Origin of the sequence: Leucobacter sp. L43, assembly GCF_016597785.1 — a bacterium.
Classification (GTDB): domain Bacteria; phylum Actinomycetota; class Actinomycetes; order Actinomycetales; family Microbacteriaceae; genus Leucobacter; species Leucobacter alluvii.
In genome coordinates this window covers 1,665,642-1,690,674 of record NZ_JAENJG010000001.1, presented here as the reverse complement: position 1 = coordinate 1,690,674, position 25,033 = coordinate 1,665,642, and the positions used below count along the sequence as shown (strand labels likewise).

The following is a 25,033-nucleotide window of genomic DNA, read 5'->3' as shown; positions in this document are numbered from 1 at the left end:
CGATGGCGACCGCACCCGGGCCGAGCGCAGCGCCCTACGTGCTGACCCTCGGCGAATCGATGGGCCTCGTGCGCCAAACGCAGGCCGGCAGACTCATCACGCAACGCGCAATCGAATTCGGCTTCGGCGGTGCCGAATCGAATGTGGCGATCGGCCTGAGCCGTCTCGGCACGGATGCCGTGTGGTGCGGCAGGCTCGGCGCTGACAGCGTCGGAGACGTGATCGCGCGCGAGCTGCGGGCTGAGGGGGTGCGCACCGTGGCGATCCGGGATGCCGGTGCTCCCACCGGTCTCATGCTCAAGGAGCGCCCGACCGCAGGCACCTCTCGCGTCGTCTACTACCGCACGGGCAGCGCCGGCTCTCGACTCGAGCCGAGCGACCTGTCAGATGCACTGATCGCCGGGGCCGCACTCGTGCACGTCACCGGCATCACTCCGGCGCTGTCGGAGAGCGCCGATGCCGCCGTCGAATCCGTCATGCGTCGAGCGCGCGGCGCCGGCGTGCCGGTGTCCATCGATCTGAACTACCGATCCGCGCTTTGGAGCCGAGCGGCCGCGGCCGTCCGCCTCGCCGAGCTGGTGCCGCTCGCCGACATCGTCTTCGCCGGCGATGACGAAGCCGCCCTGCTGCTCGGCGACCGCCCGCTCGCGGAACTCGGGAGCGGACTGCAGGCACTCGGGCCGACCGAGGTCGTCGTCAAACTGGGCGCGCGCGGGTGCGCCGCGTTTCACGGCGGTACCCGCATCGACCGTGCGGCGATCCCCGTCGACGTCGTCGACACCGTGGGTGCCGGGGACGCGTTCGTGGCCGGATACCTCTCCGAGCTGGTCGGCGGCGCGGAGCTGGAGCAGCGCGTCACGACCGCCGTGACGGCGGGAGCGTTCGCCTGCACGATGAGCGGTGACTGGGAGGGTTTGCCGCGACGCAGCGATTTCGCGTCGCTGCAGTCGAACCTCGATCCGGTGCAGCGCTGATCGAGCGATCGCCGTAGGCTGAAATCATGACGAAGATGCGCGCGATCACCGTTGCCGAGGCCGGCGGCCCAGAGCTGCTGCAATTCACCGAGGTCGAGAGCCCCGCGCCCGGGGCGGGCGAGCTGCTCGTGCAGACCCGCGCCGTCGGCGTGAACTTCATCGAAACCTACCAGCGATCGGGCATCTACTCCGTGGAGTACCCCTTCACCCCCGGAGGAGAAGCCGCCGGCGTGGTGCTCGAGGTCGGGGACGGCGTCGAGGGGTACACAGCCGGTGACGTGATCACCACAGCAGAGGCCTCGCGCACCTACGCCGAGCGCTTCGTCGTTCCGGCCGATCGAGCGGTGCGCGTGCCCGAGGGCATCGCGGCCGACGTCGCCGCGGCCATTCCGCTGCAGGGGATCACCGCGCACTATCTCGCCACCTCGGCCGCGCAGCCCCGGGCAGGGGAGACGGTGGTCGTGCACGCAGGAGCCGGTGGAGTCGGCCTGCTGCTCACCCAGCTGCTGCTCGCGCGCGGGGTGCGCGTGTTCACGACCGTCTCGACGGCCGAGAAGCGCGAGCTGAGTCTCGGTGCAGGGGCCGCCGAGGTCTTCGACTACGACGACTTCTCGGCACGGGCGCGTGAGCTCACCGACGGGGAGGGCGTCGCGGTGGTCTACGACGGAGTCGGGGCGCGTACGTTCGACGATTCGCTGGCGGCGCTGCGCGTGCGCGGCGAGCTCGTGCTCTTCGGCGCGGCGAGTGGCCCAGTGCCGCCCTTCGACCTGCAGCGCCTCAACGCGGGGGGATCCCTGTCGGTCACCCGACCCTCGATGGGGCACTTCGTGCGCACCGCTGAAGAGCGGGCGTGGCGCTATCGCGAGCTCTTCGCAGCGATGGAGGCCGGCCAGCTCGACTTCCGCATCGGCGCCCGGTTCCCGCTGGCTGAGGCGGCTGCCGCGCATCAGGCGCTCGAGTCGCGAGCCACGACGGGCAAGGTGATTCTCGAGCCGTAGCGGCGGCCCGCCCGGCAAGACGCCGGCGGCTTCGGCAGGAGATCTCGCGTCGGTGCGCAGCTGCGGGCGCGAACCGACTCACCGAAGCGGCATCTCTCACCGAAGCGTCACGAGGCGCGGGCGTAGGCGCAGGCGCGGGCGCAGCGTGGCGAAGTGGAGGCCGAGTGCGAGCAGCGCGAGAGCGGCTGCGTAGGGCAGGGGCGAGGCGATCCCGGCGAGCAGTGCACTGGCGGTTCCGCCGATGCCGCACAGCACGCTGAGCGACGCCGACCAGCCCTGCATCCCCCGCATCCCGCGCATCCCCCGCATGCCGGCGCGGCTGCCGAAGCCCGTCGCCGTCGCCGTAGCCGTCGCCTGAAGTCGCGCGACTATCCGCTGCTCGAGCGGTGCGATGCAGGCGGCCACCGGCAGCACGCAGCACCCGATCACGAGGAGCCACAGCGGGCGCGTCGCCCACCACGCCTCCGAGTGCGGGGCAGGCAGGGGCAGGCCGGCGCTCCACATGAGGGCGACCAGGCCGAGTACGACGGGCATGTGCCAGAGATACACCCCCATTGCGACGGCGTTCGCCCGTGAGATGACGCGCGTGAGGCGGGGCGCGCGGGTGAGCGAGTCGAGTCGAGGGCGCAGCAGTTGGAGCACGAAGAACTGCGCCGTGCCGAGCAGCATGATCGCCGTCGTCGGCGGGTTGAGATTCACGAGCATGTCGGGCGACCATCCGCGCCCGATCAACGCGAGCAGCAGCGCCAGCGACGCGAGAAGGCCGGTGATCAGGCCCCGCCGGCGCCACACGGCGAACGACAGCCCGTCGCGCATCAGGAATCCGAGTTGCTGCATGAGCGGCCAGACGAGCACGAGGTTGAGATACCCGACCGGCGCGCCGAGACGTGCATGCGCCACGTCGACGATGATGACGCCGACGGCGAGCGCGAGCACGGTGATCAGCGGGATCCGGTCGTGGAGCCACGCCATCGCCGGCACCAGCGCGGTGACTCCGAAGTAGGTCGCGAGGAACCACAGCGGCTGGCCGATCCGCAGGCTCGCCTCGTCGATGAGGGCGGCGTCCGCCCCGAGCGCTCGGGCGAGCAGCAGTGCTCCGCCGACCGATCCGATCATGAGGATCGCGGGCACGGCCAGGCGGCGCGTGCGTGCGGTGACGTACTCGGCGGCGCTTGCACCGCGTTCGCGCATGCGCCGCCACTGCGACAGTGAGGCGAAGCCGCCGGCGATGAAGAAGAGGGGCATGATCTGCAGCACCCACGTCATCGGCACGAACCAGGCTTCGCCAGAAAGCGCGACACTCGTGCGCAGCGCCCCGGTCGGTGCGATCTGCGCGCCGACCATGAGGGCGTGCAGCACGACGACGATCAGCAGAGCGCCCGCGCGCACCGCATCGACGGTGGGGTCGCGGTGCGAGGCTGGCCGCGCAGGCGAGGCCGGTCGGGCGGCCGGCGGCGGTGAGGCCGGGCCGTCGAGCGCGAGCAGGTCGGGCTGCGAGTGGGTGAGTGTCACGGTGGCTCCTTGCATCGGGTACAAGGAGAGACGGTAGAAGCGGGGTGGCCCGCTCCGCGTCACTCGCGCGGGTGAACCGGCCGAACTGCGGGGTGAGGCGGATCAGCGCCCGACGCCGACGAGCCCCGATTCGTACGCGGCGATGACGACCTGCGTGCGATCCCGCAATCCGAGCTTTCCGAGCACCCGGGACACGTGCGTCTTCACGGTCTGCTCGGAGAGGAACAGGTGCTCCGCGATCTCGCTGTTCGACTTGCCCACCGCGACGAGCTTCATGACTCCGAGCTCGCGCTCCGTCAACGGCGAGAGCAGCGCTGAGGTGTCGCGGGGCGCCGGGCGCGCGACGTAGTCGGCGATCAGCTTGCTCGTGATGGAGGGCGCGAGCAGCGCGTTGCCCGCGGCGACGACGCGGACGGCCGCGATGAGGTCTTCCGCGGTCGCGTCTTTCAGCAGGAACCCGCTCGCGCCGGCCTGCAGCGCCGAGAAGACGTACTCGTCGGCGTCGAAGGTGGTCAGCATGATGACCCGCGGGTGATCGAGCCCGGGCATCGAGAGCACCGCCCTGGTCGCGTCGAGACCGTTCATCTGGGGCATGCGAATATCCATGAGGATCACGTCGGGCCGCGATCGCCGCACCAGTTCCACGGCCTCGCTGCCGTCCGACCCGCTGCCGACGACGGTGAGGTCGGGCTGCGCGTCGAGCAGCGCGCCGAACCCCTGGCGCACCATCGCCTGATCGTCGATGATCGCCACCCGCACGGGGGTATTTTCTCGGTCTGACGGCACCATGAACTCGATGGTATCGAGAGAATCGAGTGGAAGGATCACCCGGAGGTACCACCCGAGTCGACCCCTGAGGGTGACGCGCAGATGCGCGAGCGGCTCGTACGGTGAACCGCATGGTCCTCCTCCCTGTGCTTCTCGCCGCAGTCGGCGCCGTCGGCCTGGCCGCCGGCACGCACCTGCAGCATCGCGCGGTGCGGCTCGGCGCGATGCATCGCGACCCGGCGTCGCCGCCCCGCCCGAACGCGCGGATCCCCGACGGGCTCCTCCAGATGTGGCGATCCCCGCTCTGGCTGCTCGGCGGCGCCGTCATCGTGGGCGCGACCGCACTCAACGTCGTCGCGCTGGGTCTCGCCCCGATCTCCGTCGTGCAGCCCGTCGGCGCACTCGCCCTCGTCGTCGCGGCCGTCATCAGCGCAGGTTCGTCGGGGCTGCGGATCACTCGCGGACTGGCATCCGGCATCGCACTCACCGTGCTCGCCGTCGTGGCCTTCGTGCTCGTCAGCGCCGGGTTCACCCGGGATGCGCACCCCGCTGATGCTCAGGTGCTGCAGCTCTCGGTGGCGCTGGGCGCCGGCATCGTGGCCGGGGGGCTCGTCGCGGTGAGCCGAGCGGGTCACCTCTCCCGCGTGGTGACCGCCGGCATGATGTACGGCGCCGTCGCAGCCGCAATGCACGTGGTGGCGGTCGAAGGCGTCGCGATCCTGCATCGGAACGGAGCGGGGACGCTCGGCGATCACGGCGCACGTGCCATCGCCCCCGGTGCGATGTGGGCGCTCATCGCACTTCTCGGAGCCGCCGCGCTCGTCGGTCTCTGGCTGGTGCAGACCGCCTACGCGAGCGGACCGCCCGAGACGGTGCTCGCGGGGCTGACGGTGCTCGATCCGCTCGTCGCCGTGGGGGTCGGCGTCCTGCTGCTCGGCGAATACGCACCGCTGCCACCGATCGCTCTGCTCGGGCTGGTGACGAGCGGCGGGGCCGCGGCGGCGGGCATTCTGCTCATCGCGCACCATCACCCGGGCTTCGCACCAGCACCGGCCGCATCAACACGACACGACGCCGTTGGCGTCGCACCTCAGAATAGGAGAAGCTGACATGGTGAACGACTCATCGGGCAGCACCCGACGCTTTGCCCGCATGCTGTCAGGCATGGGGCGCGATTACGCCCTCATCGTGCCGGGCTTCCTGCTCTCACTCGCAGCGTTCGTCGTGCTCGTTCCGCTCGCCCTGCTCTCGATCGGAACGCTGATCGTGTGGATCGGCGCTCTCCTGCTCCCGCTGACGCTGCGCGCCGCTTCCGCCGCCGCGCAGCTTTCGCGGGCGCGGGTGCGCCGCTGGGGCGGGCAGCTGCCCGCGGCGCAGTACGCGGCGCCCGCACCGGGTCTGCGAGGACAGCTGCGCGTGCTCGGCGAGCCGCGCCGCTGGGCGGATCTCGTCTTCGAGACGCTCATCGCATTTCCACTGCGCACCGTGAGCGCGGTGCTCGTGATCGCGTGGACGGCGGCAGCGCTCGGCGGCCTCACCTACGTGGTGTGGGGCATCTTCCTGCCGCCGCACGAACAGACCTTCCCCGGGATCGCCATCGAATCCGCGACCGGGGCCGAGCCCGGCACGTACACGCACTCGCACCTCGTCAACGCCGGATTCAATCTCGTCGTCGGCGTCGTCTTCATCCTGCTGCTGCCTGCGGTGCTGCGCGGCCTCGCACGCCTGGACGTGCTCGTGACGACCGCAGCGCTCGGGCAAGCGGTGCCGGTGGGGGAGCGGCCACCAGTCGAGCTCCCAGCGGCGAGTGCCCCGAACCGCTCGCCGGCGACGGCGCCGGCGAGCGCCGCATCGTCGTGGTCTCCCGAGAACTGGTCGTGGATCGCAGCGGCGTTCGTGGCGATCGTCGCCGTCGCGGTCGGCTGGCCGGTGCTCGCGTCCCTCTACGGCATCCACGTCGCGATCGCGATGCTCATCGCGGTGGGGCAGGCGCTCGCCGTGGTGCTCGTCGTTCGCTGGCCGGCGGCGGGCATCGCGCTGCAGTCGATCGCGGCGGTATCGACCGTGCTGGCGAGCGCGGCGACCGGGCTCTCGTGGCCGTGGCCGTGGCCGGTCATGGCGCTCCTCGTGCAGGCCGCGCTCGTGATGATCGTCGCGCTGCGCCGCCACTGGGTGTGGGCGGCGATCGCGTGGGCCGCACCGCAACTGGCATGTGCGATCGCCGCGCTGCCGGGCGGCATCGATGGTGCGGGGTGGGCCAATCTCATCGTCTCGGCCGCGGTGTCGGGCGCGATGCTCGTCGCAGGCGTGCTCGGGCGGCAGTGGCTCGCGAACCGCGGCGCCCTCCGCGAGGAGCGCCGCATGAGCGCCGGGCTGAGCGCGCAGCGCCGGGAGCTCGAAGAGCGCAACCGCATCGCGCGTGAGCTGCACGACGTGGTCGCCCACAGCATGTCGGTCATCAGCGTGCAGGCGACGACGGCGAAGTACCGGTTTCCGGCGCTCGGAGATGACGCAGAACGGGAATTCGCGTCGATCGCCGGGTCGTCACGGCAGGCACTCGCCGAGATGCGCGGGTTGCTCACGCTGTTGCGATCCGGCGATGAGGATCGCGATGCGCTGCTCGCCCCGCAGCCGTCGATCGCGGATATCCCGTCGCTCATCGAGTCGACCCGCCACTCGGGGGTGCGCGTCGACCTCGTCGTCGAGGGACCTGAAGAGTCGGGCAGCGCCTCGCCGTCGCTCGCGCCGGCGCTCGGGCTGACCGCGTATCGGATGGTGCAGGAGACGCTCAGCAACGCGATGCGACACGCGCCAGGGTCTGAGATCACCGTCTCGGTGCGATCCGACGCCGAAGCGCTCGATGTCGCGGTGGTGAACGGGCCTGCGGACGCGACGCGTGCGCAGCACCCAGCCCCCGGCTCAGGGCTCGGTCTCGCCGGGGTGCGCGAACGCGTCGAAGCCCTCGGAGGCGCCGTCACCGCCGGCGCCACCGACGCCGGCGGATTCGCGGTGCGCGCCCGTCTCCCACTGGGCTAGCGCACTGCCCGGCACGGGCGGCGCCCTACGGCACGCGGCGGATCCACTCCTCCGTCAAGAACTTCTTCTCGACCAGCCGCTCGGCGGCATCCCACTCGCCCTCGGTGACCTCGCCATCGGTGCCTCCGTGCCGGCGCTTGAAGACCTCGATCATGCGCTCGATGATCTCTTCGCGCGGCAGACCGGTCTGGCTTCGCAGCGGATCGACGCGCTTCTCAGCGCTCGCGGTTCCCTTGTCGGAGAGCTTCTCGCGACCGATGCGCAGCACCTGCGTCATGGCTTCGGCATCCATGTCGTACGCCATGGTCACGTGGTGCAGCACGGCGCCCGACCCGAGGCGCTTCTGCGCCGCGCCGCCGATCTTGCCCTGGGGGCTCGTGATGTCGTTGAGCGGCTTGTACACCGCGTCGATGCCGAGCGACTTCAGCGCCTCGAGCACCCATTCGTCGAGGTACGCGTACGAGTCGGCGAAGCTCATGCCCCGCACGAGCTCTCCCGGGACGTAGAGCGCGTACGTGATGCAGGCCTCCGGCTCCATGTACATGGCGCCCCCACCCGAGATGCGGCGCACGATCTGCGCGTGGCGCGCCGCGGCCTGCTCCTCGTCGACCTCGTTCTTCACCGACTGGAAGCTGCCGATGAACACGGCGGGGGCGTTCCACTCCCAGATGCGCAGAGTCGGCCCGCGAAGCCCCTCGCCGACGGCTGCGGTGAGCACCTCGTCGAGCGCGGCGTTCAGCACGGGGGCGATGGGCGGTTCGTGCACGATCTGCCAGTCGTAGTCGCGCCAGTGCGCGGCGCCGGTGACGGCGCGGCGGATCGCCACCCCGACCGAGTCGGGCGTGAACCCGAGCAGGTGCACCTCGCTCGGGAGCGCCTGGTGGATGGCGGTCGAGAACTCCTCGATCGTGCCGTTCGGGTGGTGCCCCTCGATCGCCTCGTTGATGCAGCCGAGCGCATCATCGGGTTCCAGGAAGAAGTCGCCGGAGAGGCGGAAGTCGGTGATGCGATCGTCGACGACCTCGAAATCGACGACGACCAGCTTGCCGCCAGGAACCTTGTACTCGCCGTGCATGCTCATGACTTCAGAGTACGCCCGCGCGGAGCGCAGCGACACTGCGGCTTCGGCGATCAGTCGCTCGCGACGCGCTCCTGGATCCAGGTCGCGATGTCGGCGAACACCTCGTCGCGGTTCGTCTCGTTCAAGATTTCGTGCCGGGCGTCGGCGTAGACCTTGACGGTCACGTCGCGCACGCCCTTCGCCCGATAGGCATCGGCGAGCAGGCGGATGCCGTCACCGCGACTCAACGGATCGTGCGATCCGGAGACGATGAGGATCGGCACGTCAGGCGCGAGGCCGGATGCCGGCTTCCCGAACAGGCGAAGGCCGTCGGCGACGCCGAAGAGTCGCAGGATGTCGGCTTCGAAGCACAGGGGATCGTTCGCGAACGCCTCGGAGACCGCGGCGTCACGGCTGAGCCACTCGAACCCGTTGGCCTCGGGAGAGGCCCACTTCGCGTTGAGATTGCCGCTCTCCATGTGGCGGAAGGTGCGGAACGCCGAGCCCGAGAGCACCACCGCGTCCCACGTGCGCGGGTGCTCGTTCATGATGCGCTGGGCCATGAGCGAACCCCAGGAGTGCGCGAAGGCGACGAGGGGCAGGCCGGGGTGGCGCTCGCGGGCGATCTCGGCCAGTCGGCGCACCGCTGCTTCTGCGGCGAGGAGCCCGCCGACCCCGAGCCGGCCCAGTCGGGAGAGATCGCCCTCGTGCTGGCGGCGTCCCGTCTCGCCGTGCCCGCGGTGGTCGTCGGCGACGACGGTGAACCCGATGTCGGCGAGGAAGCGCGCGAACGCCTCATAGCGCAGCGCGTGCTCCCCGATGCCGTGAGAGATCTGCACGACGCCGACCGGTTCGGCCGCGCGCCACTCGTAGCATCGGATCTCGACACCGTGTGCGTCGACGAAGTCGAACTCGACGCGCTCTCCCGTGATGCTCATCTGCCCATTCTGCTGTCTCGTCGGTGCCCGCGCCAGGGAGCGCGCTGAACGCGCGTCGGAGTCACGAGCCGTCGCCGACGCCCCAGCCGTACGCGAGCTTGTGCGCCTTCAGCACGAAGAAGGACTCGGTCGAGACGACGCCGGGCACCTGCTGCAGGGTGCTGAACATGAGGTCGGTGTAGTGCTCGATGTCGCGGCACACGACCTCGACCATCACGTCGAAACCGCCGCTGGTGAGCACGACGTAGCTGGTCTCGGGGAGTGCTGCGAGCGCCTCGCACACCCCGGGCGCGGTGCCCGCCTCGCACTTGATGCCGATGAGTGCGAGACGGTCGAAACCGATGTTCAGCGGATTGGCGATGCCGACGATCTGGAAGAGCCCGCTGTCCTGCAGGCGCTGCACCCGGTAGCGCACGGACGACGCGGAGACGCCGAGATCCTGGGCGAGACTGCTGAAGGGCGTACGGCCGTCGACCTGGAGCGCGGCGATGAGCTTGCGATCCAGCTCGTCGAGATCGAGGTGGGCTGCGGCGTGTTCGCGCTCCGTCATTGGGGCCTCCTCGGCTGATCGACGACGGGACCAGTCTATTGATGCGAGGATCAGCCGGCCGTCGCCACCTCGCCGTCGACGACGGTGAGCACCGCCGAAGCTCCGAGCAGCAGTTCGGGGGCCTCGACCAGGGGATTGGCCGCCCAGACGACGAAGTTGGCGCGGTAGCCCGGGACGATGCTGCCGAGCTCGTCGTCGCGTCCGGTCGCGTACGCGGTTCCGACGGTGAAGGCCTCGAGGGCCTGCGGCGGGGTGAAGACGCGCTCGGGCTGGTAGGGCGCGCGATCGCGCTCGAGCACCGACTGCGCGGTGAGCGCGATGAACAGATTGTCGGCCGCCTCGTGCGGAGCGGTCGGCGCGTCGGTGCCGAGGGCGAGTCGCACGCCGGCTTCGCGGAACTTGTGCCAGGGGAACCCGGTGACGGCGCGCTCGTCTCCGAGCACCGCCTGCCAGTTGTCGAGCACGGCGGGATCGCAGTGCACGGGCTGCATCGAGGCGGTGACTCCCAGTTCGGCCATGCGTGCAATGGTGTCGTCGGCGACGTATTCGAGATGCTCCACCCGCGCGCGGCGGTCTGCGCGAGGGCCGTTGACGCGTTCGGCTTCGGCGACCATGTCGAGCGCGATGGTGCTCGCCTCGTCGCCGATGGCGTGGAGGGCGAACTGCAGGCCGGCCGCGTCTGCCGCGACGGCGACGGGCAGCGCGAATTCGCGCTCCCAGATCGGACCGGGGAGCGCACCGTTCGCGTACGGTGCCCGCATCGCGGCGGTGCAGGCATCGATGACGCCGTCGAGAATGAACTTCACGCCCGCGATGCGCAGCCACTGGTCGCCGTACTTCTCTGCGACCTCGTCGCGGATCCGCGCGACCTCTGCGATCTCGGCGAGGTCGGTGTCGAGATCGCCCGATGCGGTGAGCAGCCAGTGCGCGTTCACGGGGAAGGGCAACCGCCCGTCGCGGTCGAGGAGGCGGCCGTAGGTCGCGAGTTCGGCGTGGCCGAACGACATCTCCGTCGCCCCGGTGACGCCGGTCTCGAGATATGCGGTGAACGCGTTGTCGAGGAAGCGGTCGCGGTCAGCATCGGTCGACATCGTCTCCAGGTAGCTCCAGGCGTACTTGACCGCTGCGGTCTCGAGCAGGAAGCCGGTCGCGTTGCCGTCCGCATCGCGCACGATCTCGCCGCCGACCGGGTCGGGCGTCTCGCGGGTGATGCCCATCGCGTCGAGTGCCGCCGTGTTCACCCAGACGGAGTGCAAATCGTTCGCGTCGAGCACGACGGGCACGTCGGCTACGACGGCGTCGAGCATCGCCGCGGTGGGGCGCTCGCCCTCGGCGAAGATGTCGAAGCGCCAGCTCACTCCGGTGAGCTTGACCGCTTCGGGGTCCGCCTCGCGAGCGGCGGCCAAGCGGCGCTGCACTTCGGCCACGGAATCGGCGTCGCGCAATTGGACCTTGCCGAGCGCTTCACCCAGCATGAGCATGTGCGCGTGGCCCTCGGTGATCCCGGGGGTGACGAAGGATCCCGCGAGGTCGATCTCACGGGCGTCGGGGCCGGCTGCGGCGCGCACCGTATCGAGGTCGCCGACGGCGAGGAAGCGGTTGCCGGCGACCGCGAAGCTCTCCAGCGGGGCGCGGTCTGCCGGTCCGGTGAAGACGACGGCGTTGCGGTAGACGGTGGTGGGGGCCGACATGAGGGGCTCGCTTTCGGTGCTGGTGCTGGTGCTGGTGCTGGTGCTGGTGCTGGGTGCCGAGTCCTGGGTGCTCGGCGGCTGGGGCTGGGTGTTCAGTGGACGGGCTCGGCGGCCCGCGCCGCCGAGCGGGCGAGCGCGCGCTCGGCTCCGGTCGATACGCGAGCGACGAACACCATCGGAAGGATCACCACGAAGCTGACGATACCGGTGATGAGCGTGAACGGGCCGATGCCGAGACCTTCGATGAGCACGCCGCCGATGAGCGGTGCGAAGCTGGAGCCGACGAGGTAGGCCCCGAGCAGTGGCCCCGACCAGCGGCCGCGGGCATCGAGGCCGGCTGCCGTGGCGATGAACAGGGCGAAGGCGAAGGCGTAGATCGAGCTCACCGCGATGATCAGCACGGCGAAGGTGGTGGGGTCGGCCGTGAGACCGGTCCAGATCTTGAGCACCCCGCCGATCGCGAGCGCGATGGTCAGGGGCCAGGCGCGTCCGAAGCGGTTGCCGATCACCGCGGCGATCAGCATGCCGAGGATCCCGCCTGCGGCGGAGAGGCTCAGCGTGAAACCGAGCGACTGCTCGCCGATGGCGAGCGCGTCGCCGAGTACCGGGGCCATCGTCCAGATCGCGTCTTCGCTCGTGCCCCAGATCGGGAAGAGGAAGAGGATCGCGACGCCCGCGAGCGTGATGCGTCGGGGCTCGGCGATCTGCAGGCTCTGCGTCACGTCGACGGGCGCCGCGTGCTCGGGCGCGTTCGGCAGCCACACCGCGAGTGCGAGCCCGACGAGGGAGATCAGTGCGAGCGTGCCGAACACGCTGCCCTGGGTGATGCCGATCAGGGGAATCACCGCGAGGATCACGGTGATGAGTGCTCGGTTGACGAGACCGCTCGTCGCGGAGATGCGATTCGGGTTGCGCAGCGCTGCGATGGCGGCGCCCGATGTCGAGATCGCCGCGCCGACGCCTGCGCCGCCGACGATGAGGCCGGTGACGATGACCGTCGATGTCGGCACGAGCGCGGCGGCGCCGAAGGCGACCACGGCGACGATGAGCCCGGTGATGGCGAGCGGGCGGCGGAGTCGGCCGGAGGCGATGCGGCCGGTGCCGAGGCCGACGACGGCGGAGGCGAGCAGCGCCCAGGTGAGGATGTTGCCGGAGGCGACGGGGTCGAAGCCGAGGCTGCCGAGCGCGGTGATGATGAACGGTGCGAGGTTCGCCATCATCAGGCTGGCGAGTGCGATGAGGAAGGTCGCGCTGCCGTTGCGGAGGGTCAGCGGGAGCCGGGGATCGGCGTCGATCTGCGTGCGTGACACGGGAACTCGTTTCTCCGGCTGCGTCGCCGGGTGGATGCGTTAACCGAATTGGTTTCGGTTTAACCGCAACCATGTTCTCCCCGTGTGGGAGGATCTGTCAATACGGACCTGCAGTGCACCGGCATTGCGCGGCGACGGGAGAGGGAGACGTGGCGCGACCGAAGACCGCACGACTCAGCCGGGAGATCATCGGGCGCGCAGCGATCGAGCTCGCCGAATCCGGTCGCGAACTCCAGCTGGTGCCGCTCGCGAAGAGGCTCGGGGTGAGCGTGTCGTCGCTGTATCACCACGTCGACGGACGCGACGGCGTGATCAGGGCGATGCGCGAAGTGCTCGTGCCCCGGTACCTCGTGGACGTGCCTGCGGGGTCTGGTTGGGAGCAGCGCATTCGCCTCGAGGTAGAGCGCACCTGGCGCATGTACGCCGATCATCCGCGGGTGCTCCAGTACATGGTCACCTCCGTCATCGACGAGCCGGATGTGATGCGCTTCTACAACGCGCTCGCCGACGCGCTCGCCGAAGCGGGCCTCCCGGCGAGCGAGCTGCTCACCACGATCGAGGTGATCGACGCCTTCACCTTCGGAGCGGCGCTCGACACGCTCTCCCCCGATTCGATCCTCGATGCCGCGAGCGCCGGTGAGGTGCTCAGCGGGTTGCTCGCGAATCACCCAGCGGGTGCCGAACGCAATCGACGACTGTTCGACCGCGGGCTCGATCTGCTGCTCGCGGGAATCGCCGCGCGCGTCGGGGCGTCGCGCTGACCGGTGCGCTGCCCGAGGCCCCGCGGCGAGCCGCGAGGCCCCGTTCGCCGGCCTTGAGCGAGTCGGGACCGCGACGTACGCTGGAGCCCATCGAGGCGCTCGCAGTGGAGTGCCGGGATGCCGGGTGAGGGGAGTCGCCGTGTCGATGCGAAGACGTGCCGCCCGGTGCGCAGGCGGAACCGCGGTGGCAGGGGTGCTGCTGGTCCTCCTCACCGCATGCGTGCCGAGCCTGAACGCCCCCGATGCTCCCGATGCCCGCGACGATGCAGCTGATTCCGCCCTCGCCTCCGAAGTGCTCGGAACGTGGGCGGGGCAGGCCGAGGGAGATGCCGCTCCGGAGCTGACGTTCGTCGACGACGGCACCTTCTCGGGCACCGACGGCTGCAATCGTCTCGCCGGCCGGTGGGAGGCCGACGATGCGGAGATCGAGTTCGACGACGTCGCGATCACCCAGATGGCATGCAGCGGTTTCACGTCGTGGCTCGACCGTCTCGACACGGCTTCGGTGAGCGGGAACACGCTGACGGTGTTCGACGATCCGGGCGCTGAGATCGGCACCCTGACCAGAAGCTGAGGCGCTAACCCCGACGCCTCAGGCCTGTCGGGCGAGCTCGTGGTAGGCGCCCCGGTAGAAGAGCAGAGGGTCGCTCTCGACCCCGGTCGAGATCCCGGAGACGGCGACGAGGAAGATCAGGTGATCACCGGCTTCGATCTCCTGCTCGACCGCTCCCGCGACCCAGCCGAGTGCGCCCGCGAGCACCGGCGCGCCATTGATCTCAGACGGGGCCCACTCGACGCCCGCCCATTTGTCGGTCCCCGAGCGCGCGAACTGCCCGCTCAAGTCCCGTTGCTGCGCGCCCAGGACGTTCACGACGAGACTGCCGTGCGCGCGCACAGCAGTGAGGCTCCTCGAGGTTCGCGCGATGGAGAAGGAGATGAGCGGCGGGTCGATGGACACGCTGGTGAATGATTGGCACGTGAAGCCGACCGGGCCCTCGGCGCTCTGGGTCGTGATGACGGTGATGCCGGAGGCGAAGGCGCCCATGGCATCGCGGAACTCACGCTGGCCGAATGGTGCGGCGGGGGGAGGTGAGGCGGAGGCGGGCGCGGCGGGGATGAGCGCGGAAGTGGTCGCAGAGCTCATGCGTCGACCTCCGATCGTGCCGGTGCGGAAGGCAGCCACCGGCCGTCCGACTCCAGCCAGGCGTCGAGAATCACGTCGCGGCGATCGAAGTGCGGCGTCGGGAACGCGAGCCCGCGCGTCGGCACACTCGCTCCGAGCTCCACCAGCAGGGGGCGGAGCGTGAATTCGACGGCGAGCGCGTGCTCATCGGAGGCGGTGGTGAAGACCGGGACGGCCGTGACGCCCCGGAGCGCGTTCGCCGGGTAGCGGTCGAGGAATGCCTTCAGGAGCCCCGTGTAGCTGGCCTTGTAGGTCGGTGTGGCGATGATCGCGTAGTCGGAGGCGCGCAGCTGGGCGCTGATGGCGTCGACGCGCGCTGCGGGCCAGGCGAAGAGGTCGGTCGCGTGATCGATCAGATCGACGGTGGGCAGGGTGTCGGCGCCGGTGCGGGCGGCGATGCGTGATGCGAGGGCTTCGGCGAGTTGCCGGGTGCGCGAGTGCGGCTTCGGGTTGCCGACGATGACGGAGAGGGTGGACACATCGTTCCCTTCGGGAGGGCAGCGGCACGCGAACGGCCTGTGCCGAGGGCGCGGCTGCGCGGCGGGGGCGGGCGGGGGCCGCGCGGCACCACCGCTGCTATGGGCGGGCGGTCGTGATCCACGGTGAGATGTCGCGGAGTCGCCTCGGGATCTCATCCCGGGAGCTGCTGCTCAGTGTAGGTCGGTCTTCACGTCGCTCGGCGAGTGCAGCGCAACAGTGCGTAATGGTCATCGTTCGTCATGTTCCTTCCCCGATCGCGATTTCGCGCCATAAGTTCACCGCATGTCTTCCATAACCGAACCCAATCAAACTGGGGCACCCTTCACCGTCGGCATCGCGCTCGACGGCGCCGGTTGGCACCCCGCCGCCTGGCGCGACGGCAGCGCGCGACCCGACGAGCTCTTCTCCGCCGCCTACTGGGAGCAGCTGGTCGGCATCGCCGAAGCCGCCGGAGCCGACTACGTCACGTTCGCAGACGAGCTGCGGGTGCAGCCGGCGACCGGATCCCCGGCGCACGTCGATCCCACCGTCGTCCAGGGGCGTCTCGACGCGCTGCTCACGGCGAGCTGGATCGCACCGCGCACGCACCGGATCGGGCTCATCCCGACGGTGACCACGACGCACACCGAACCGTTCCACGTTGCGACTGCGCTGCAAACGCTCGACCACATCTCGGCGGGCCGCGCCGGGTGGCAACTGCGCATCTCAGCCGACCCGGAATCGGCTGCAGCCTTCGGACGCAGGCCAGCGCCCCGCGTCGACACCGCAGCGATCCTCGCCGGAGAGCGGGACGCCGGGCTGGCAGAGCTCGTGTCCGGTGCGGCCGATGCCGCGGAGGTCGCGCGGCGGCTCTGGGACAGCTGGGAGGCCGACGCGGTCATCCGCGACGCATCGACGGGCCGGTACCTGGACCGCGACCGCGTGCACCGCATCAACTTCGTCGGCGAGGAGTTCTCGGTCGTCGGCCCTTCGATCGTGCCGCGCTCGCCGCAGGGTCAGATCGTGGTCACGCTGCTGGCGCACGCCACGCCGGTGTACGAGCTCGCAGCGCGGGCGGCCGATGTCGTATTCGTCACACCCGAGCACGACGCACGCCCGGCGGGCGCATCGTCCGGCACGGACGTCGCCGAGATCGTCGCCGAGGTGCGCGCGGCCGAAGCGGCGGTCGATCGTGCGACGCTCGGGTTGCCGCCGCTGCGCGTCGTCGCAGACCTCGTCGTGGCGCTCGACACCCCTGCTGAACCGGGCGCGCATCGCATCGCACGTCTCGACGATCTCGCCGGAGCCCCGTTCAGGAGCGACGCGCGCATCGAGAGCGGCCCCCCGACGCACATCGCCGAGACCATCGCCCGATGGCGCGCCGCAGGCATCGACGGAGTGCGCCTCCGACCCGCAGCACTGCCGCTCGACCTGCAGCTCATCGCCGCAGAACTGCTGCCGCTCCTGCGGGCGCGGGGACTCGCGAGCCCGGAGACGCAGGAGACGGTCTCCCTCCGCGAGCGATTCGGGCTCGCCCCCGCCCCGAACCGATACGAACGAGAGCGCACCGCACAGGAGGTCGCAGCATGAGCGCACGACAGGCACGACTCGTCGCCCATTTTCCCGGCGTCAACAGCACGACGGTGTGGAGCGACCCCGCCTCCGGCAGCCAGATCGACTTCGCCTCGTTCCAGCATTTCGCGCAGACGGCGGAGCGCGGGCTGTTCGACTACGTCTTCCTGGCCGAAGGGCTCCGCCTGCGCGAGCACGGCGGCGAGATCCACGATCTCGATGTCGCCGGCAGACCCGCGACCCTCGCGATCCTGGCCGCGATGGCATCGGTGACGCGGAGCATCGGGGTCGTCGGCACCCTCTCCAGCACGTTCAACGAGCCCTATGAGCTCGCGCGGCAGCTCGCCACCATCGACCATCTCTCCGGCGGCAGGGTCGGATGGAACGTCGTCACCTCGTCCGACGCCTTCCACGGGGCGAACTTCCGCCGCGGCGGGTATCTCCCGTACGACGAGCGCTACACCCGAGCTGAGGAGTTCGTCGCACTCGCCAAGCGCCTGTGGGAGTCGTGGGAGCCGGGCGCCGTGCTCGCCGACCGAGCGGCGGGGCGCTTCGTCGACCCGCACCGCGTGCACGAGGTCGCCCACCGCGGCCAGCAGTTCGACGTCTCCGCGACGAGCACCGTGCCGCGGAGCCCGCAGGGCTTCCCCGTGATCGTGCAGGCCGGAGACTCCCCGGCCGGCCGTGACTTCGCGGCGGCCAACGCCGAGATCATCTTCTCCCGGCACACCGGGTTCGACGAGGGTCAGGCGTTCTACCGCGATGTGAAGGGTCGACTGCCGGCGTCGGGGCGCACGGAGGACTCGCTGCTGATTCTGCCCGCGGCGACGTTCGCGATCGGCGACAGCGATGCCGACGCTCGGGAGATCTCTCGGGAGATCGGCTTCGCGCAGACGTCTCCGCAGACCGCGGTCGCCTGGATCGAGGCGATCTGGGGTCGAGAGCTCCCCGGGCTCGACCCGGACGGACCGCTTCCGTCGGTCGAACCCGCGGAGGGCGATCAGCGCCTCGGTCAGGTCTCCACGAGAGTCGAGGATCGCGTCGCGCGCGCCGCGGCCCTGCGGGATCGGGCGGCGACCGAGGGGCTGACGCTCCGACAGCTGGTCGCCGCCGAGACAGCGTCTCACACCTTCGTCGGTTCGCCCGAGACGATCGCGGCGGAGATCGACCGCTACGTGCAGGGGCGCGCATCCGACGGGTTCGTGCTCGTGCCGCACCTGACTCCGGGCGGCCTCGACCCGTTCGTCGACCGAGTCGTGCCCGTGCTGCAGGAGCGCGGCGTGTTCCGCGACCGGTACGAGACCGACGCCGAGACCGGTGCGCCCGTCACCCTGCGGCGCACGCTCGGGTTGCCGCAGCCTCCCGCGGCGGCGGCACCGGTGCGCCGGGACGAGGTCGCGGCGTGACCGCGGCTCCTCCGTCGCTCGCGACCTCGGCGGCTGGGGGCGCGACGGCGGATCGCGAGGCATTCGAAGTGCGCATCGTGCACCCGTCGGATCCGCTCGCCCAGCCGCTGCTCGCCGACCTGGAGCGCGAGTACGACGCGCGGTACGGCGTCGAGGTGTTCGGCGAGCCTGCGGCGGTCGAGATGAATCGGTACCCGCTCGACGCCTTCGCGGCCCCGAACGGTGCGTTCATCGTGCTGCTGCTGGATGGCGAGCCCGTCTCCGGCGGTGCGTGCATGCGATACGACGAGCGCACGGCGGAGTTCAAGCGCGTGTGGACCCGTACGGACCTCCGCGGGCGCGGGCTCGCGCGGCGCGTGCTGAGCGCGCTCGAGCAGGAGGCGGGTCGCCTCGGCTATCAGCGGGTCACGCTCACGACGGGGCCGCGCCAGCCCGAGGCGGTCGCGCTCTACCTCAGGGCCGGGTACACACCGCTCTTCGACCAGGCGCTCGACGCAGCGACGATCGGCATCCACGCATTCGAGAAGACGCTTCCGCCGATCGTCGGCCGAGCGGCGCCCGTGGCGCAGGGCATCACCGGGATCGCACCGGCACCACTCACTCGCACCGCGCAGAAGGACCCATCATGACCGCAACACTCGAGACCCCGACGACCGAGGCGGCGGACCGCGCTGCGCAGCCGCACCAGCTCGACGTCGTACCGCTGCGCCACTGGTGGCGCTGGGCGTTCAGCGCTGTCGCCGTGTTCCTGCTCGCGCAGCTCATCTGGACGTTCTTCTCCAACCCCCAATGGCGGTGGAGCGTCTTCGCCGAGTACTTCTTCAACGACGCCGTGCTGCGCGGCCTCTGGCTCACCCTCTGGCTCACCGCCGTCTCCGCCGTCGTCGGCTTCGCGCTCGGCGGGATCCTCGCCCTCGGCAGGCTCTCGGGATCTGCGCTGCTGAGCTCGTTCGCCTGGGGGTTCATCTGGTTCTTCCGCTCGGTTCCGCTGGTCGTGCAACTGGTCATCTGGTACAACCTCGGGTACCTGTTCCCGACGCTCGGCATCGGCTGGCCGTTCACATACGACTTCTTCGTCGTCGAGTTCGACACCGTGCGGCTGCTGTCGGGATCAGTCGCGGCGATCCTCGGTCTCTCGCTGCACCAGGCGGCCTACTCGGCGGAGATCATCCGCGGCGGGCTCCTCTCCGTCGATCAGGGCCAGCTCGAAGCGGCACGCGCGCTCGGCATCCCGCGTGCTCGTCGTTTCTTCCGCATCGTGCTGCCCCAGGCGGCGCGAGCGATCCTCCCGAACGCCTTCAACGAGGTGATCGGCCTGCTCAAGGGAACATCGGTCGTCTTCGTCGTCGCCCTGCCAGAACTCTTCTACACGGTCCAGGTCATCTACAACCGCAACCAGCAGGTGGTGCCGCTGCTGCTCGTCGCCGCGGTCTGGTACACGATCTTCACCACGGTGCTCAGCATTGTGCAGTACTACATCGAGCGCCGGTTCTCCCGAGGCACCGCCCGAGAACTGCCCCCGACCCCGCTGCAGCGCCTGCGCCGCAAGATCACGGCGCTCTCGGGCGGCCGATCCCACGGCCCTCGCGAGCGCGCCGCTCGAAACGGTCGGACCATCGCGACGACCGGCCCCGTGTCCACCCACTCCGTCGCGGCGATCACCGCGCACGCCCAGTAGGAGCATCGCATGACTCTCACCACCGAAGCCTCGTCGGCGGCCCCTTCCGAACGGAGCGGCCTCGTCGAGATCAGCGGCGTCCACAAGTCGTATGGAGCCAATGAGGTGCTGCACGACATCTCGCTCCGCGTCGAACCCGGGCAGGTGGTGAGCCTGCTCGGCCCCTCCGGCTCGGGCAAATCGACGCTGCTGCGAGCGATCAACCACCTCGAGACGATCGACGGGGGCGCCATCACCATCGACGGCGAGTACATCGGGTACGAGCGGCGCGGCGGCAAGCTGCACGAGCTCCACGAGAAATACGTGCTCGAGCGCCGCACCCGCGTCGGCATGGTGTTCCAGAACTTCAACCTCTTTCCGCACCTCACCGCGCTCGAGAACATCATCGAAGCCCCCATCGGTCTGAAGCGGGCCGGGCGGCGTGAGGCGATCGCGCAGGCCGAGGTGCTGCTCGAGCGCGTGGGGCTCGCGGATCGCGCCGACCACTATCCTCGCCAGCTCTCGGGCGGCCAGCAGCAGCGCGTGGCGATCGCCCGTGCGCTGGCGCTCGAGCCCGACGTGCTGCTGTTCGACGAGCCCACCAGCGCGCTCGACCCGGAACTGGTGGCCGAGGTGCTCCGTGTGATCCGGGACCTCGCCCACAGCGGCACCACACTCATCATCGTCACCCACGAGATCGGATTCGCCGCAGAGGTCTCCGACCATGTCGTATTCCTCGACGCGGGTCGCGTCATCGAGGCGGGCACTCCGCAGCAGGTGCTGCGGGCACCCGAGCAGGCGCGCACGCAGGAGTTCCTCGACTGGGTCATCTGACTCGAGCCCGCTCACAACGAGTCGGCCGCCGCGACGCCGTCGCCGCTCCATCCGCCCATCCGCTCTGCATCCACCGCATCACCATCACGAAGGACGTCACCCATGCCCACGATCCCCACACCCTCCGCTCCCGCGCCGCGCCTCCGCTCCCGCGTCGGGCTCGTCTCGCTCGCCGTGCTCGCGCTCGCCGGCCTCACCTCCTGCGGCGCGGTCGTGACGGAGGAGGAGCAGGCGAACGCCGCTCCCGGCAGCGCGGCAGATGCAGCGCCCGCCGGCGACTCCCCATTCGACCTGACCAGCGCGAGCGTCGACGAGCGGCTGCGCATCGATCCCGTGCCAGAGGCGGTTGCCGCACTGGAGGCGAGCGGGTTCGATCCGATCCAGGAGGGCAAGCTGACCGTCGCTCATTCCGCGTACGAGGCACCACTCGGATTCCTGGCCGAGGACGACAACGCGACCCTCCTCGGCATCGAGCCCGACATCGCGAACCTCGTCGCCGACGGGCTCGGCCTCGAGTACGCGCCCGAGAACGTCGCGTGGGCGGACTGGCCGCTCGGCGTCGAGTCGGGCAAATACGACGTCGTCGTCTCGAACGTGACCGTCACCGAAGAGCGGAAAGACCTGTTCGACTTCGCGACGCACCGCAACGACGTGCTCGCGTTCTCCGTCGCCGCCGACAGCGAGATCGAGGAGATCGCCGAGGCGAAGGATGTCGCCGGACTCACCGTCGTCGTCGGCAGCGGGACGAACCAGGAGAAGATTCTGCTCGACTGGTTCGCGGAGAACGAGCGGAACGGACTCGAACCGGGCGAAGCCGTGTACTACGACGACAACGCCGCAGGCCAGCTGGCGCTCGTATCCGGTCGGGTCGACGCCATTTTCGGGCCGAATCCGACCGCGTCCTACGTCGCCGCGGTGAGCGGTGAATCGAAGGTCGTCGGCACGCTCAACGGAGGGTTTCCCGAGAACGCCCAGATCGGCGTGACCACGGCTCGCGACAACGGGCTCATCGAACCCGTCTCGATCGTGCTGAACGCGATCATCGAGGACGGCACGTACGCGAAAGCCCTCGAACGCTGGGACCTCTCGGACGAGGCCGTCGCCGAGTCTCTCGTCAACCCTCCCGGCCTGCCGCGTCCGTGACCGAGCGCCGCTCCCGTTTCCGCACCCAGCACTCGGTGCCGCGATCCCGCCGCGCCGCATCCGATGGAGATCACATGACCGCCAGTCGCCACCGTTCACCGCAGCACCACCGTTCCCTCCGGCGCGGTGCGGCCCTGCTCGCCGCGCTCGCAGCGACCGCCTGCGCCCTCACCGCATGCTCGGCGCTCGTGACCGACGATGAGCAGCGCCGGGGCGCGAGCACCGAATCGACCGCACCTGCTTCCGAAGCCGCCTTCGACCTCACCACCTCGAACCTCGACACCCGCCCGCACACGGACCCTGTTCCGCAGGCCGTCGAGGCCCTCGCCGCCAGCGGCTTCGAGCCGGCGCAGGCGGGGAAGCTCACCGTCGCGATTCTCGGCGCAGGATCCCCGCCCACCTCCTTCTTCGCAGAGGACGACGCGCAGACCATCATCGGCAGCGATCCCGATTTCGGATCCCTGCTCGCCGAGGGGCTCGATCTCGCATACGCGCCCGAGAACGTCGCGTGGGCCGATTGGCCGCTCGGCGTCGAATCGGGCAAGTACGACCTCGCCCTCATCAACATCGGCGTGACCGAGGAGCGGAAGGAGCTCTTCGACTTCGCCACCTATCGCGACGCCGTCATGGCGTTCACCGTGGCGGAGGACTCCGAGGTGACCGAGATCGCGGAGCCGGCCGACGTCTCCGGGATCAAGGTGATCGTGGGCAGCGGGACGAACCAGGAGCAGTACCTGCTCGACTGGTTCGCCCAGAACGAGGAGGCGGGCATCGACCCCGGCGAAGCCGTCTACTACGACGACTCGGCAGCGGGGCTGCTCGCGCTCACCTCGGGCCGCGCCGACGCGAGCATCGAGCCCTACGCGCTGGCCGCCTTCCGGGAGCAGACGCTCGGAGACACGCGCATCGTCGGCGCGTTCAACAGTGCCTATCCCGTCGACGGGCAGATCGGCGCCGTGACCGCGAAGGGCAGCGGGCTCGTCGAACCGGTGCAGCTCGTCTTCGCGTCCCTCATCGAGAACGGGCAGTACGACGCGGTGCTCGAGCGCTGGGGGCAGGAGGACGAGGCGATCGCCGAGTCGCTCATCAATCCGCCCGGGCTGCCGAAGCCGTGAGCGACGGGTGGGAGGCCGGCGGAGCGGATCCGGTCGTCGTCGTATGCGTGGGGGCCGGCCCCGCGGCGATCATGCTGCTCGAGCGCCTCATCGCGAACCACGAGCGGGATCGCCCCGGGCTGCCGATCGAGCTGCACCTCGTCGATCCGCACCACCCGGGCGGCGGCCGCATCTGGCGGCGCGATCAGTCGCCGCTGCTCAAACTCAACTCCATGCTCGAAGACGTCGCCTGCTTCACCGACCCCTCCTGCACCCTCGACGGGCCGGTCGCCCCCGGGCTCTCGCTCGCCGAATGGGTGCGGAGCGTGCGCGCAGGCGAGATCCCGATGCCCGAATGGGCCGACGAGGCCGTCGAACGGGAGATCCGTGAGATCGAGACGCGCGACTTCCCCACTCGACGGCTGAACAGCGCCTACCTCGGATGGGTGTACGAGGAGACGCTGCGTCGCGCGTCCGACCGCTTCACGGTCGAATGGCATCGAGACATCGCTGTCGCGGTCGAGGATCACCAGGACTCCGAGTCGGACCGGTCATCCGTGCACCTCGCATCCGGCGCAGCACTCGACGCCGACATCCTGGTCTACGCACTCGGGCACAACGGCACCGAGCCCTCCTCGGAGTCGAAGCGCCTCGCCGGTTTCGCCCGGCGGAACGGGCTCGAGTACGTGGCGCCCGCGTTCACCGCCGACCTCTCCCTCGACCACCTCCGAGCGGGCACCGGTGTGATCGTTCGGGGCATGGGGCTCGCCGCCATCGACCTGATCGTCATGCTCACGAGCGGACGCGGCGGCCGATTCTTCGAGAACGCTCGCGGCGCATTGCAGTACGCCCCGAGCGGCCGCGAGCCGGTGCTGCATCTCGGCTCGCGCCGCGGTGTGCCCTATCGGTCCAAGATCACGAGCCGCATGGTCGGCAATGCCACCGTGCTCGAGTACGTCGGGGCCGAGTTTCGCGCTGCCGTCGAGCACCGTGACGAGCCGCTCGACTTCGAGCGCGACGTCTGGCCGCTCGTCGCCAACGAGTTCATCACCGGGTACTACCGAGAGCTGTTCACCGGTCACGCCGAGCGCGTCGTCGGCGACTGGGCGGCGTTCTGGCCGCTCCTGCGCGCGGCACTCGTCCGCGACGGCGGCTACGCCTCAGCAGAACTCGCCGAACTCATCGCGACGCATGTGCCCGACTGCGATGATCGCTTCGATCTCGAAGCCTTCGAGCGTCCGCTCGCCTTCGCGCCAGCGGGCCGCGAGCCGCAGCCGCCCGGTCGTCCCGATGAGCGCACGCCGAGCGGCGACGTGCACCACCGCGTCGTCGAGCACGTCAGCACCGATCTGCGACACCGCACCGCTCAGCGGCACAGCGCCACCCAGGCCCTCTTCATGACCGGCCTGCACGTCTACATCTCGCTCGCCGAGATTCCCCCCGAGCGGTGGAACGCTCGAAGTCGCACACAGGTGCTCCCGCGCCGCTGGCATGCCACATTCAGCTATCTCGCCTCCGGGCCTCCGGGCCACCGGCTCGCAGAGCTCCTCGCCCTCGCCGACGCCGGGGTCGTGCGCTTTCTCGGGGGCGAGCTGCAGGTGAGCGCCGATGAAGACGGCGGGGCGTTCACGGCGACCGGCACCGCCGTGGTGAGCGAGACCGCGGTCGCGAGTGCGAGCATCAGCGCGAGCACCCTGATCGACGCCTGGCTGCCCGAGGCTCGAGCGTCGCGCAGCGACAACCCCCTGCTGCGGCAGCTGGTGGCGTCTGGGCGCGTCTCCGAGCTCACCGTGGCCGACGCCGACGCCGACGCCGACGGCGCATCGACCACGGGGCAGATCGAGACCGGACCAGGCGGACGCATCCCCGGCCGAACCAGACAGTTCGGGCTGGGTCCGTTCGTCGCCGGACCGACCGGGGGAGCGTTCACCCGGCCCGGGCTCGACTCGCTGCCGTTCCGCATCCACGACCGGGTGGCGCGCGCGATCCTCGCCGAAGTCGCCGAAGTCGCCGATGTCGCGGAGCAGTGCGCCGTGTCGCACGACGGCCGGCTCGCAGCGACGCACCGCTGATTGCCGCGAGGCACC

The 25,033-nt window shown here is 70.3% G+C and carries 23 protein-coding genes; 14 read left to right on the top strand and 9 right to left on the bottom strand.

From position 1 onward, the window contains the following. The first annotated feature begins 2 nt into the window (after nucleotides 1-2). Nucleotides 3-974, top strand: coding sequence for a sugar kinase (locus JE033_RS07870; RefSeq protein WP_200331107.1), 972 nt, complete (start codon nucleotides 3-5; stop codon nucleotides 972-974). A 26-nt stretch (nucleotides 975-1,000) separates the two neighbouring features. Next, nucleotides 1,001-1,972, top strand: a complete 972-nt coding sequence (locus tag JE033_RS07865; protein ID WP_200330599.1) for a quinone oxidoreductase — start codon at nucleotides 1,001-1,003, stop codon at nucleotides 1,970-1,972. Nucleotides 1,973-2,068: 96 nt separating this feature from the next. Here the strand turns inward: JE033_RS07865 and JE033_RS07860 are convergent, their stop codons facing one another. Further along, nucleotides 2,069-3,484 carry an acyltransferase gene (locus JE033_RS07860; RefSeq protein WP_200330597.1) on the bottom strand — a complete coding sequence of 472 codons (1,416 nt, stop codon included), beginning with the start codon at nucleotides 3,482-3,484 and terminating at the stop codon, nucleotides 2,069-2,071. Nucleotides 3,485-3,586: 102 nt separating this feature from the next. Continuing rightward, a complete protein-coding gene (locus JE033_RS07855; protein WP_200330595.1) occupies nucleotides 3,587-4,273 on the bottom strand; it encodes a response regulator transcription factor in 687 nt (228 codons plus the stop codon). A gap of 110 nt (nucleotides 4,274-4,383) precedes the next feature. Between JE033_RS07855 and JE033_RS07850 the strand changes: the two genes are divergently transcribed. Both JE033_RS07850 and JE033_RS07845 read left to right on the top strand, forming a co-directional pair. Then, on the top strand, nucleotides 4,384-5,361 hold the full coding sequence (locus JE033_RS07850) for a hypothetical protein (RefSeq protein ID WP_090145997.1): 978 nt from the start codon (nucleotides 4,384-4,386) through the stop codon (nucleotides 5,359-5,361). A gap of 1 nt (nucleotide 5,362) precedes the next feature. Next, nucleotides 5,363-7,288, top strand: coding sequence for a sensor histidine kinase (locus JE033_RS07845; protein WP_200330593.1), 1,926 nt, complete (start codon nucleotides 5,363-5,365; stop codon nucleotides 7,286-7,288). Between the two features lie 25 nt (nucleotides 7,289-7,313). Here JE033_RS07845 and JE033_RS07840 read toward each other — a convergent pair whose 3' ends face one another. The 5 genes from JE033_RS07840 to JE033_RS07820 all read right to left on the bottom strand — a co-directional run bounded on the left by JE033_RS07840 (nucleotide 7,314) and on the right by JE033_RS07820 (nucleotide 12,837). Then, nucleotides 7,314-8,363 carry a biotin/lipoate A/B protein ligase family protein gene (locus JE033_RS07840; protein WP_200331105.1) on the bottom strand — a complete coding sequence of 350 codons (1,050 nt, stop codon included), beginning with the start codon at nucleotides 8,361-8,363 and terminating at the stop codon, nucleotides 7,314-7,316. A gap of 56 nt (nucleotides 8,364-8,419) precedes the next feature. Beyond that, nucleotides 8,420-9,286, bottom strand: a complete 867-nt coding sequence (locus JE033_RS07835; RefSeq protein ID WP_200330591.1) for an alpha/beta fold hydrolase — start codon at nucleotides 9,284-9,286, stop codon at nucleotides 8,420-8,422. A gap of 61 nt (nucleotides 9,287-9,347) precedes the next feature. Continuing rightward, the gene (locus JE033_RS07830; RefSeq protein WP_090146003.1) at nucleotides 9,348-9,836 is read right to left on the bottom strand and encodes an Lrp/AsnC family transcriptional regulator; all 489 of its coding nucleotides are present in this window, start codon (nucleotides 9,834-9,836) and stop codon (nucleotides 9,348-9,350) included. A gap of 50 nt (nucleotides 9,837-9,886) precedes the next feature. Beyond that, entirely contained in the window at nucleotides 9,887-11,527 is a 1,641-nt protein-coding gene (locus JE033_RS07825; RefSeq protein WP_200330589.1) for an amidohydrolase, read from the bottom strand. Between the two features lie 92 nt (nucleotides 11,528-11,619). Continuing rightward, nucleotides 11,620-12,837, bottom strand: a complete 1,218-nt coding sequence (locus JE033_RS07820; protein WP_200330587.1) for an MFS transporter — start codon at nucleotides 12,835-12,837, stop codon at nucleotides 11,620-11,622. Nucleotides 12,838-12,986: 149 nt separating this feature from the next. Between JE033_RS07820 and JE033_RS14680 the strand changes: the two genes are divergently transcribed. Together JE033_RS14680 and JE033_RS07810 are read left to right on the top strand one after the other, a co-directional pair. Beyond that, nucleotides 12,987-13,598 carry a TetR/AcrR family transcriptional regulator C-terminal domain-containing protein gene (locus JE033_RS14680; protein ID WP_200330585.1) on the top strand — a complete coding sequence of 204 codons (612 nt, stop codon included), beginning with the start codon at nucleotides 12,987-12,989 and terminating at the stop codon, nucleotides 13,596-13,598. Between the two features lie 145 nt (nucleotides 13,599-13,743). After that, nucleotides 13,744-14,172 (top strand): META domain-containing protein, encoded by a 429-nt coding sequence (locus tag JE033_RS07810; protein ID WP_234037379.1) that lies wholly within the window; start codon nucleotides 13,744-13,746, stop codon nucleotides 14,170-14,172. 18 nt (nucleotides 14,173-14,190) lie between these two features. Here JE033_RS07810 and JE033_RS07805 read toward each other — a convergent pair whose 3' ends face one another. Continuing rightward, nucleotides 14,191-14,742, bottom strand: a complete 552-nt coding sequence (locus tag JE033_RS07805; protein ID WP_090147312.1) for a flavin reductase family protein — start codon at nucleotides 14,740-14,742, stop codon at nucleotides 14,191-14,193. Then, the gene (locus JE033_RS07800) at nucleotides 14,739-15,260 is read right to left on the bottom strand and encodes an NAD(P)H-dependent oxidoreductase (RefSeq protein WP_200330581.1); all 522 of its coding nucleotides are present in this window, start codon (nucleotides 15,258-15,260) and stop codon (nucleotides 14,739-14,741) included. The genes JE033_RS07805 and JE033_RS07800 overlap by 4 nt, the downstream gene beginning before the upstream one ends. Nucleotides 15,261-15,543: 283 nt before the next feature. Between JE033_RS07800 and JE033_RS07795 the strand changes: the two genes are divergently transcribed. The 8 genes from JE033_RS07795 to JE033_RS07760 all read left to right on the top strand — a co-directional run bounded on the left by JE033_RS07795 (nucleotide 15,544) and on the right by JE033_RS07760 (nucleotide 25,018). Next, nucleotides 15,544-16,830 (top strand): LLM class flavin-dependent oxidoreductase, encoded by a 1,287-nt coding sequence (locus JE033_RS07795; RefSeq protein ID WP_200330579.1) that lies wholly within the window; start codon nucleotides 15,544-15,546, stop codon nucleotides 16,828-16,830. Continuing rightward, nucleotides 16,827-18,218 carry an NtaA/DmoA family FMN-dependent monooxygenase gene (locus tag JE033_RS07790; RefSeq protein WP_200330577.1) on the top strand — a complete coding sequence of 464 codons (1,392 nt, stop codon included), beginning with the start codon at nucleotides 16,827-16,829 and terminating at the stop codon, nucleotides 18,216-18,218. Before JE033_RS07795 ends, JE033_RS07790 begins: the two co-directional genes overlap by 4 nt. Beyond that, nucleotides 18,215-18,847, top strand: a complete 633-nt coding sequence (locus JE033_RS07785; protein ID WP_200330569.1) for a GNAT family N-acetyltransferase — start codon at nucleotides 18,215-18,217, stop codon at nucleotides 18,845-18,847. Before JE033_RS07790 ends, JE033_RS07785 begins: the two co-directional genes overlap by 4 nt. Next, a complete protein-coding gene (locus tag JE033_RS07780; RefSeq protein ID WP_090146021.1) occupies nucleotides 18,844-19,896 on the top strand; it encodes an amino acid ABC transporter permease in 1,053 nt (350 codons plus the stop codon). Before JE033_RS07785 ends, JE033_RS07780 begins: the two co-directional genes overlap by 4 nt. 9 nt (nucleotides 19,897-19,905) lie before the next feature. Continuing rightward, the gene (locus tag JE033_RS07775; protein ID WP_200330567.1) at nucleotides 19,906-20,709 is read left to right on the top strand and encodes an amino acid ABC transporter ATP-binding protein; all 804 of its coding nucleotides are present in this window, start codon (nucleotides 19,906-19,908) and stop codon (nucleotides 20,707-20,709) included. A 102-nt stretch (nucleotides 20,710-20,811) separates the two neighbouring features. After that, the gene (locus JE033_RS07770) at nucleotides 20,812-21,852 is read left to right on the top strand and encodes an ABC transporter substrate-binding protein (RefSeq protein ID WP_200330565.1); all 1,041 of its coding nucleotides are present in this window, start codon (nucleotides 20,812-20,814) and stop codon (nucleotides 21,850-21,852) included. Nucleotides 21,853-21,926: 74 nt separating this feature from the next. After that, nucleotides 21,927-22,967 (top strand): transporter substrate-binding domain-containing protein, encoded by a 1,041-nt coding sequence (locus JE033_RS07765; protein ID WP_200330563.1) that lies wholly within the window; start codon nucleotides 21,927-21,929, stop codon nucleotides 22,965-22,967. Beyond that, nucleotides 22,964-25,018 carry an FAD/NAD(P)-binding protein gene (locus JE033_RS07760; protein WP_200330561.1) on the top strand — a complete coding sequence of 685 codons (2,055 nt, stop codon included), beginning with the start codon at nucleotides 22,964-22,966 and terminating at the stop codon, nucleotides 25,016-25,018. Before JE033_RS07765 ends, JE033_RS07760 begins: the two co-directional genes overlap by 4 nt. Nucleotides 25,019-25,033: the final 15 nt, after the last annotated feature.